General features: G+C 68.6%; 7 protein-coding genes and 1 pseudogene. 6 read left to right on the plus strand and 2 right to left on the minus strand.

The features are described from left to right. The 6 genes and pseudogenes from ACKOQ4_RS02840 to ACKOQ4_RS02865 all read left to right on the plus strand — a co-directional run. Nucleotides 1–503 (plus strand): annotated as a pseudogene (locus ACKOQ4_RS02840) (threonine/serine ThrE exporter family protein); the annotation flags it as partial. Nucleotides 504–560: 57 nt separating this feature from the next. Then, on the plus strand, nt 561–1,568 hold the full coding sequence (locus tag ACKOQ4_RS02845; protein WP_526288635.1) for a phosphotransferase family protein: 1,008 nt from the start codon (nt 561–563) through the stop codon (nt 1,566–1,568). After that, on the plus strand, nt 1,569–2,747 hold the full coding sequence (locus tag ACKOQ4_RS02850; protein ID WP_526288623.1) for an acyl-CoA dehydrogenase family protein: 1,179 nt from the start codon (nt 1,569–1,571) through the stop codon (nt 2,745–2,747). It begins immediately after the preceding gene. Next, nucleotides 2,744–3,505 (plus strand): SDR family NAD(P)-dependent oxidoreductase, encoded by a 762-nt coding sequence (locus ACKOQ4_RS02855; RefSeq protein ID WP_526288625.1) that lies wholly within the window; start codon nt 2,744–2,746, stop codon nt 3,503–3,505. Before ACKOQ4_RS02850 ends, ACKOQ4_RS02855 begins: the two co-directional genes overlap by 4 nt. A 47-nt stretch (nt 3,506–3,552) precedes the next feature. Further along, a complete protein-coding gene (locus ACKOQ4_RS02860) occupies nt 3,553–4,173 on the plus strand; it encodes an Rv1289 family protein (RefSeq protein ID WP_526288627.1) in 621 nt (206 codons plus the stop codon). A gap of 122 nt (nt 4,174–4,295) precedes the next feature. Next, on the plus strand, nt 4,296–5,660 hold the full coding sequence (locus tag ACKOQ4_RS02865; RefSeq protein ID WP_526288629.1) for a hypothetical protein: 1,365 nt from the start codon (nt 4,296–4,298) through the stop codon (nt 5,658–5,660). Between the two features lie 65 nt (nt 5,661–5,725). On the opposite strand, the gene ACKOQ4_RS02870 is transcribed toward ACKOQ4_RS02865, so the two are convergent. Both ACKOQ4_RS02870 and ACKOQ4_RS02875 read right to left on the minus strand, forming a co-directional pair. Continuing rightward, nucleotides 5,726–6,163 (minus strand): GNAT family N-acetyltransferase, encoded by a 438-nt coding sequence (locus ACKOQ4_RS02870; protein WP_526288631.1) that lies wholly within the window; start codon nt 6,161–6,163, stop codon nt 5,726–5,728. A gap of 119 nt (nt 6,164–6,282) precedes the next feature. Beyond that, nucleotides 6,283–6,478 (minus strand): GNAT family N-acetyltransferase (locus ACKOQ4_RS02875; protein ID WP_526288633.1); only part of this gene is annotated, 196 nt, incomplete at its 5' end.

Genomic DNA, 6,478 nt, shown 5'->3' on the forward strand with positions numbered 1-6,478 from the left:
GCGTTCACATCGCCGGTCAGGTCGCCCCGCAGGCGCCCTCGGCGCAGATGGGCGCGTGGTCGCTGTACGTGTCGATCGTCGTCGTCGCCATCGGGCTGACGTTCTATCTGTCGGCCCCGCCCGGATCGCTGTTCTGGCTGACGGCCGCCATCGCCGTCGCGATCCTCGGACAGCGGGCTGCACAGCACTTCGCGACCGCCTCGCACTCCGGCTTCGTCGGGGCCATCCTGTCCGTGGTTTTCGCCATGCTGGCCACCCGGGTCAAGACCGCGCCGCCGGCGGTGGTGATGCTGCTCGCGTCGTTCTGGTCGCTGGTTCCCGGAGCGACGAGCTTCATGTCGGTCAGCCAGGCCGCCACCGGCGGCAACGCCGACGTGGCCAGCATGAGCCAGGCCGGGGCCGCCGTCGTCTCCATCGCGCTGGGAACCCTGGTCGGCTGGAGCCTCTTCAGCGCCATCGACAACCACCTGCCGTGGTCGAAATCAGCGACCTCCGCGCAGTGAGGTAGCTTCGCCAGCGTGGAGGGCCTCAACCACGACATGGCGGCTGTGGCCGCCTGGATGTCGCAGCACGGCCTGGGCGAGGGTCCGATCACCGGCGTCACCGAGATCACCGGCGGAACCCAGAACATCATGCTGCGACTGCGCCAGGGCGGCCGCGACGGCGAAAGGGAATTTGTGTTCCGCCGCGGCCCGCGGCATCTGCGGCCGGTGAGTAATTCGGTGATCCTGCGCGAGACCCGGGTGCTGCGGGCGCTGGCGGGCAGCGACGTCCCGCACGCGGGACTGATCGCGGTGTGCGAGGACACCTCGGTGCTCGGTGACGCCGTTTTCTATCTGATGGAGCCGGTGGACGGGTTCAACGCCGGCGCGGGACTGCCTGCCCTGCACGCCGCCGATGCGGGAATCCGCCACGCGATGGGCCTGTCGATGGCCGACGCGGTAGCCCGCCTTGGCGCCCTGGACTACCGTGCGGTGGGACTGGGCGACTTCGGCAAGCCGGAAGGATTCCTGGAACGCCAAGTGCCACGGTGGCTTTCGGAATTGGAGAGCTACTCGGGTTTCGAGAACTATCCGGGCCCCGACATCGGCGACGTCGACGCCGTCGCGACCTGGCTGCGCGACAACCAGCCCTCGACGTTCTCCCCGGGCATCATGCACGGCGACTACCACGCAGCGAACGTGATGTTCTCCCCCACCGGCCCGGACGTGGTGGCGATCGTGGACTGGGAGATGTGCACCATCGGCGACCCGTTGCTGGACCTCGGCTGGATGCTGGCCACCTGGTACCGGCCCGGGCACGAACCGGTGCTGCCGAACGAGTTGATGACCGCCGGCGGCCTGGCAACCCCGGAGGAGTTGGTGGCCCGCTACGCCGCCAACACCACCCGAGACCTTTCGCACATCGACTGGTACGCGGTGATGGCCTGCTTCAAGCTCGGCATCATTCTGGAGGGCACCCACGCCCGCGCCGCTGCGGGCAAGGCGCCCAGGGAGATCGGCGATGTTCTGCACACCGCGACGGTCCGGCTCTTCGAGCGGGCGGTGGCGATCATGGAGGGAGCCTGAGTGATCGACTTCGAGATACCGGCCGAACTGGCGGCCCGGCGTGACCGGATCCGGGAGTTCGTCGCCGAGACGATCGTCCCCTTCGAACGCGATCCGCGGCTGACCCGGCACGGGCCCGATGAGGAACTGCGCACCGAAATGGTGGGGCTGGCGCGGGAGGCGGGCCTGCTGACCGTGCAGGCGCCGCGCCGGTTCGGCGGGTGGGAGCCCAGCCACCGCGAGCAGGCGGTGCTGTTCGAGGCGGCGGGGTGGTCGACGCTGGGACCGGTGGCGATGAACTGCGCCGCCCCCGACGAGGGCAACATGTATCTGCTCTCCAAGATCGCCGACGGGGCTCAGGCCGAAGAGTTCCTGGTTCCGGTCATCGACGGGCGGCAGCGTTCGGTGTTCGCGATGACCGAACCCGGCGGCGCGGGCTCCGATCCCGACCAGCTCAAGACCGAAGCCACCTTCGACGGCAGCGGCTACGTGATCAACGGCCGCAAGTGGCTGATCACCGGCGCCGACGGCGCGCGCACCTGGATCATCATGGCCCGGGTGGCGCCGAACAGCCACAACGGTGGGGGTCCGACGCTCTTCCTCTGCGACGGCCGCACACCCGGGATCGAACTGGAGCGGGTGATGAACACCATGGACCGCAACTACGTGCAGGGCCACGGCGTGGTGCGGTTCGACAATCTGCGGCTGCCTGCCTCGGCGGTGCTCGGCGAGGTCGGCCAGGCGCTGCGCTACGCCCAGATGCGGCTGGCACCGGCCCGGCTCACCCACTGCATGCGCTGGCTGGGAGCGGCCTCGCGGGCGCAGTCCATCGCGGTCGAACACGCCCGCACCCGCACCGCGTTCGGTAAGCCGCTCGGTGAGCATCAGGGCGTCGGTTTCATGCTGGCGGACAACGAGATTGCCATGCAGCAGTGCCGGCTGGGGATCTGGTGGGCGTGCTGGACGCTGGACACCGGCGCCAAAGGCCGCCACGAGAGTTCGATGGTGAAGGCCTACGTCTCCGAGGAACTGTTCAAGGTCGCCGACCGCTGCGTGCAGATCCTGGGCGGCATGGGCATCTCCGATGAGACCCCGGTCGGCATGATCTTCTCCGACATGCGGGCCTTCCGGCTCTATGACGGACCCACCGAGGTGCACAAGTACGCGATCGCCCGCCAGGTGCTCAGAGACCCCCGATGAGCGTCCTGGATTCCTTCCGGCTCGACGGCAAGGTCGTCATCGTCACCGGGGCCTCGTCGGGACTCGGCGTCTCGTTCGCGCAGGGGTTCGCCGAGGCCGGCGCGGACCTGGTGCTCGGCGCCCGGCGGGTGGAGAAGATGGCCGCCACCGCCGCGCTGGTGGAACGGGCCGGGCGGCGGGTGCACACCCGGCAGACCGACGTCGCCGACCCCGAGCAGTGCCGTCAGTTGGTGGACGCCGCCGTGGCCGAGTTCGGGCGGGTCGACGTGCTGATCAACAACGCCGGGGTGGGCACCGCCGTGCCGGCCTCCCGGGAGACCCCCGAGGAGTTCCGCGCCGTCGTCGACGTCAACCTCAACGGCTCGTATTGGATGGCGCAGGCCTGTGGGCGGGCGATGGGTCCGGGCAGTTCGATCGTCAACATCGCCAGCGTGCTCGGCCTGACCACCGCCGGTCTGCCGCAGGCCGCCTACAGCGCGTCCAAGGCCGCGGTGATGGGACTGACCCGGGATCTGGCCCAGCAGTGGAGCGGCCGCAGAGGCATCCGGGTCAACGCGCTGGCCCCGGGTTTCTTCGCCAGCGAGATGACCGACGAACTCAAACCCGGTTACCTTGACGGCCTGATGCCGCGAATCATCATGGGCCGGCTCGGTGACGCGACGGAACTGGCGGCGACCGCGGTGTGGCTGGCCTCACCGGCCGCCGGATACGTCACCGGACAGACCATCGTCGTCGACGGCGGACTGACTATCGCTTAGATCGCTTCGTGGCCGGGTTCGGTGCCCACTGGGTACTGTCGGGAGTCGTGAGCGTCGGAGAAGAAGTTCAAAGTTCGCTGGACCACTGGAGCGCGCAGCAGTGGCGCAATGCGATGTGGCATGCCACCGCAGCCCTCGATGAGACGGCGGCCAAGCGGCATCCCTCGATGGACACCGCCGCCAGGTTCCGCCGAACCGTACGCGAGGACGTCGACGTCTTCGGAGCAATGGCCGGGGCGGAGATCGACTTCAGCACCTCGCGCCTGCCGCTGCCGGTGCACAGCGACCTGCCCGATGGACGGCCCGACATCGCCGACGTGCTCTGGGCCGTCCACCGCTATCTGCACGAGGACGAGTCCGTGATGGCGGCCGGCTGCCAGATCTCACCGCACGCCGAGGGCGTGCCTCTGTTCGACATCCACAGCGGCCGCCTGTGGCTGCGCGCCTCCGCCGCGCTGGGACTGCTGGCCATCGCCGTCTTCTCACCGGAGAACAAGGGCGAACCGATCCCCGGCGACTACCACCTGGGCTGGCAGCAGCACACCTTCCACGTCGTGGGCTGGTGGGGGTGGCGCGACCACTTCCGGGAGATCGTCCGCAACGCGGCGGTGCCCCAGTACGAACTCGACTTCGGCGCCGAGTGGGAGGTCTGGGGTCCGGTCGGCTGAGGGCCCCCGGCCCGCCGAACCGACCGGCCGGACACAGGGCTTGCGCGTTTGCCGACGCAGGGTTAGATTCTCTCAGATTCAGCTAATCTGAAACTCAGCTTCATCTAGAGGGGATTCTGTTCATGACCACCACACGATCGCTCAAGACCTCGGGCGTAGCGCTTGCCGGCGTCGCTGCCATGGCTGTCGCGGCGCCTGCTGTCGTCCCGGGCCAGATCGCCGGATTGCCGTCTGCTCTCAGTATTTCCAAAGCCGAGTACCGGCTGACAGCGATTGCCGACATCGACTTCCAGCAGATCGCTGTTGCCGCAGCCACCGGCTTCGGTGGCCTGCTAGGCCCCACCGACCCGTTCTATCCCGGCGAGTTCGACAATGACGTCCTGGTCAACGGGCCGGCCGGCGTCGCGTACTACCTCATCGACACCGCAGGTTTCGTGCCGTTGTACCTGGACCGGTACTTCTTCGAGGCGGGCAGCCTCGGCGGGAATCCGATCACCTCCGGCCTGGCAGCCGTGGCCTACGTCGGCGCGGGGTCGGTGTTCGGCGTCGATTCGCCGATCACCCAGGCGGTCAAGTCCATCGCCAGCGGCGGCGGCATCGGGGCGGGTTTCGACCTGAGCACAGCCATCGCGGCCCTGACCGCGGGCATCCCGGTCGTCGGTGACCTGGCCAGCGTCTACTTCACCGGCACAATCCCGGGCGACAGCACGATCTACGGCACCGGTGTGACCGGCTTGATCACCTACGCGACGAACAAGCTGCTGCCCGGTGGCCTCGGCACGGTGTTCCAGAACCTCGACCTGACCGCTCTGATCACCACCGTCACCGGGCTGATCAGCGGCATCACCGGCGGTAACGGCATCAAGCCATGGCAGCCCGGGGGCTCCGACGACGCCGAGGACAGCGACGACGACTCCGAGGGCAGCGACGACGCCGACGAGTCCGACTCCGAGGATTCCGAATCCGACGAGTCCGAATCCGACGAGTCCGAATCCGAGGATTCCCAGCCGGCGGCCGCGGTGGCCGCCCGGGTGCGCGGCATGGTGTCCGGCAAGGCTGCGGCCGCCGCTCCGGCTGCGAGCCGCTCGGTCAGCGGGCTGGACGGCACCGCCGGGAAGGACGCACCGGAGGCCGCCGAGGCCCCCGAGAGCGAGGCAGCCGAGGCTCCCGAGTCCGAGGCTCCCAAGACCGAGGCTCCCGAGACCGAGGCTCCCGAGACCGAGGCCTCCAAATCGGAAGCCTCCGAGTCCGAGGACGCCGACGCACCGAAGGCTGACAAGGCTTCCGTGGCGGATGCGGCGTCGACCGCCAAGACCGCTCCGGTGACCGCGAAGGCCGCCGGCGCCGCCAGGACCAAGAGCCCGGCCCCGGCCGGCGCCGCGGCGGGTCCCGCCCGGCGAATCGCCTCGGCGTTGCGCAACTTGGCGCCGAAGTCGGCTCAGTCCGGTCATGTGGCCAAGCGCGGCAAGGTGAACCGGGCCGGCTGACCTTACGCGGAGAACGCCGACCCCCTTTATCCGAAGGGGGCCGGCGTTCTCCGTTGGGCGCGAGTTCAAAGCGCCTTCCGATACTGGAGGAAGCCGCTCTTGTCCGCAACGCGGTCGTAGAGCAGCATTGCCTGCTTATTGGACTCGTGCGTGAGCCACCAGACACGGGAGGCGCCGGCCTCCGAGGCACTGGCGTACACGTGTTCGATCAGCGCCCGCCCCACCCCCCTGCCGCGGAATTCCGGAGTGGCGAACAAGTCCTGCAGGTAGACATAGTCGCCCACCGTCCAGCAACTGCGGTGCTGGATGTAGTGCACCATGCCGACGAGTCGGCCGTCTTCTTCGGCCACGGCGCAGTACACGGGCTCGGAAGGATCATGAAACCGGGCCCAGGTAGTGGCCGTGGTGGCTGCCGGGATGTCCGTCTTGTAGAAGGTCTGATACCCCTTCCACAGGAGCAGCCACTGGTCGTGGTCTTCGGCCCGGGCCATTCGAACGCGCATGGGTTGGCTCCTGCATCGTCGCGAGTCTGGAAGCGGAATCACAGTGCCCTGGAGCACCCCTCGCACTGCTCCGCCACGCTGATCTCCCTCATGGACGGGAGTGTCAAGCGCCGGCTGGTTCACAGCACCTTCCGATACTGGACAAACCCGCTCTTGTCCGCGACACGGTCGTACAGCAGCATGGCCTGCGTGTTGGACTCATGTGTGAGCCACCAGACGCGCGAAGCACCGGCCTCCGAGGCACTGGCGTACACGTGTTCGATCAGCGCCCGTCCCACCCCCTTGCCGCGGAATTCCGGGTCGGCGAACAAGTCC

Origin of the sequence: Mycobacterium sp. (assembly GCF_046095365.1) — a bacterium.
Lineage (GTDB): Bacteria > Actinomycetota > Actinomycetes > Mycobacteriales > Mycobacteriaceae > Mycobacterium.